General features: G+C 76.6%; 3 protein-coding genes. 1 reads left to right on the top strand and 2 read right to left on the bottom strand.

Annotated features, from left to right (window positions below):
* Together KIK08_RS38480 and KIK08_RS38475 are read right to left on the bottom strand one after the other, a co-directional pair.
* Nucleotides 1-1,571, bottom strand: a 1,571-nt coding sequence (locus KIK08_RS38480; RefSeq protein WP_214408239.1) for an AfsR/SARP family transcriptional regulator, incomplete at its 3' end; no start/stop codon positions are given.
* A gap of 483 nt (nt 1,572-2,054) precedes the next feature.
* The gene (locus KIK08_RS38475; RefSeq protein ID WP_250558650.1) at nt 2,055-2,495 is read right to left on the bottom strand and encodes a carboxymuconolactone decarboxylase family protein; all 441 of its coding nucleotides are present in this window, start codon (nt 2,493-2,495) and stop codon (nt 2,055-2,057) included.
* Nucleotides 2,496-2,646: 151 nt separating this feature from the next.
* On the opposite strand from KIK08_RS38475, the gene KIK08_RS38470 reads away from it, so the two are divergent.
* On the top strand, nt 2,647-2,850 hold a 204-nt coding region (locus KIK08_RS38470; protein ID WP_214408238.1), incomplete at its 3' end, for a GntR family transcriptional regulator.

Raw genomic sequence — 2,850 nt, 5'->3', positions numbered from 1 at the left:
GCCGGGCCGGAGACGCGCGTGCCGAAGCGCTCCCGCCCGACCCCGGCGACCACGGCCCCGGAGCGCACGGCCGAGGCCAGCCCGGCGTCGGCCCGGTCGGCCGGCACCCCCAGCACGGCGGCCACGGCGACCGGGTCGATGCGCAGGTCGTCGGCGGTGACCGCGGCGACGGCGAGCCAGTCGCCGACGGCCGGGGCCCGCGTTCCGGGCCGGCCAGCGATCGTCAGCACGGTGTCGGCCGCGCGCTCGGCGAACGGCCCGGACTCCGCCCCGGCCACGCAGAACCCGACCGCCGCGCCGGACAGCCGCGACCGGATCTGCTCGGTCAGCTCCACGGCCAGCGGGCTCATCCGGTGCGCGTCGTCGATCACGATCAGCACCGGGCGGCTGCGGGCCAGCGCGGACACCACCCCGGCCGCGGCGTCGACCAGCCGGTTGGGCTGGGCCGGGCGGATCGAGCCCGACGGGCGCGGGCTGGCCACCAGATTGGTCAGCAGGGCGCGGTCGGTGTCGGGCGGGAAGCGCGGGTCGGTCAGCGCGGCCGCCCACAGGTCGCGCATCAGCTGCCGGCCCGGCGCCAGGTCGTCGGCGGCGTCGCAGACCTCGCGGACCACCCACACGCCCGCCTGCGCGGCCAGCGCGACCAGCTCGTCGACCGCGGCCAGGCGGGCCGGACCGGTCGGGCCGACCACGCTGAGCAGGCCGGCCTCCCGCGACCGGACCGAGGCGACGAAGACCTCCAGCGCCGCGCGGTGCGGGCCCGGCGCGGGCGCGGGCGGGGCGGGCGGGGCCACCGGCAGCGCCCCGTGCTCGCCGAGCTCGATCAGCAGCGCCGCGCGCACGACCGTCGGGTCCTCGTAGCCCCACTGCGGCCTGCGCTCCTCCAGCAGCGCCTCCGCGTCGGGCGCGCCGCCCGCGGCCAGCTCGGACAGGAACCGCAGCAGCCACACCTCGCGGTCGCCGTCGAGCACCGCCGCCAGCGCCTTGTCCTGGTCGATCCAGTCCAGAGCGGCGAAGTCGCCGGTGAGCAGGCCGGCGCGCACCCACAGCCGGGCCGCGCGACGCTGCTGGACGTCGAGCCGCTCGACCGCGAGCCGGCAGGTGCGCGGCAGGGGCCAGTCGTCGCCGACGGTGAACGGCTCGCCGCGCCACCGGGTGGCCGCGTCGGCCAGCACCCGCGCCGCCTCGGCCGGACGGGCGTCGTCGAGGAGGCGCTCCGCCCGGTCGACGAGCCCCGCGACCGCGCTGATGTCCAGGATCGACGCGGGCTCGACGCCGTCGGGACCGGGCAGGGGTTCGAGCTTGTAGGCGGCCTGGCCGCGGCCCGAGGTGACGGTCAGCCCGACCCGGCGCAGGACCAGGCGCAGCTTGGACATCACCGGCCACAGCCGGTCGGTGTCGGGCGCGGACGGCCACAAGGCGTCGACCAGGTCGGCCCGCGGGACGCCGTGCCCCGGCCGGGCCGCCGCCAGCACCGCCAGCGCCTTCGCCAACTGGGGGGCCAGCTCGACGGGCTCACCTCCCGCGCGCAGCTCCACCTCGCCGATCACGCGCAGTTCGTCGTCGACCATTCCCGTCCCACCGAAGGCTTCCCGGACGGCGATCCTCCCGGCACGGTCGGTGCCCGACAAGCGGCCATCCGGCTCGAAGAGTGCCCGCCACCTGCACGGAAAGGTGACGGCAAGGTCCTCGACCTACCTTGTGCCCCGACATCACCGACGTCGGCACGGACCGGCCGTCTCGACCGGTGCCCCGGTGGAGGGGACGGCCCGTGTCGCCGTCGGCGGTGTCAGGGCTGGTGGGGCGATCAGTCCGGCGGGGCATCGAGGGCGACGGAGCCGCGGTGCGCGGGGCGGCAACCCCGTGCGGCGCGGCACCGGCGCCCGCCCCGCCACCGCCGAGGATGGCGTCGTGGTGGTGGGCAGACGTGCCGACGACCGCGGCGCCGTCCTCTACGGAGCATGCCCGGTTACCCTGGCTGGACGTCGAGGTGGGCGCCACTGGCGCAGCCGCGCAGGGCCGTCCGCGACTCCCCGGCGCCGTCGGCGTCGTGGCTACCGGTCGGCGGGCCGGTAATGGCCCGGCACCATCCGCGTCGTCACCGCGATCCGGTTCCACGCGTTGATCACCGTGATGGCCGCGACCAGGTGGGCCAGTTCCGTCCCGTCGAAGTGCGCGGCCGCCTCCGCGTAGACCTCGTCGGGGACGAACCCGTCGGTCAGCACGGTGACGGCCTCGGTCAGGGCGAGGGCGGCCAGTTCACGCGGGCTGTAGAAGTGCCGCGACTCCTCCCACGCCGACAGCTGCACGATCCGCTCCACGCTCTCGCCGGCGGCCAGCGCGTCCTTGGTGTGCATGTCGATGCAGAACGCGCAGTGGTTGATCTGCGAGGCGCGGATCTTGACCAGTTCCAGCAGGGTCGGGTCGACGCCGGCGCGGGCGGCGGCGTCCAGCTGCCGCATGGCCCGGTAGAACCCGGGCGCGAGGTCGGCCATGGAGAGGCGCTGGGGGTGCTCGGGGGCGCGGACGGGAGCGGTCGTCGAGTCGGCTGTCGGGTCGGCGGTCGGGTCGGTCATCGTCGGGTCGATCGTGGTCACGGCTCGACGCTACGTCGGTAATGGCACAGGGATGTGGTCCACTTCGAGGATGGATGAGTGGGCCACTTCGGCGGCCGGGGCCGATCTCCACCTCGACCTCGACACCACCGTGAGCGGGCCGCGGGCGGCGCTCATGGCGGCGCTGCGCGCGGCCGTCGCCGGCGGCCGGCTCGCCCCCGGCGCGCGGCTGCCCTCGTCCCGCTCGCTGGCGCTGGACCTGGGGATCGCCCGCAACACCGTCGCCGCGGCCTAC

It is taken from the genome of Pseudonocardia lacus, from assembly GCF_018531445.1.
GTDB lineage: Bacteria > Actinomycetota > Actinomycetes > Mycobacteriales > Pseudonocardiaceae > Pseudonocardia > Pseudonocardia lacus.
This window is presented reverse-complemented; position numbering and strand designations above follow the sequence as displayed.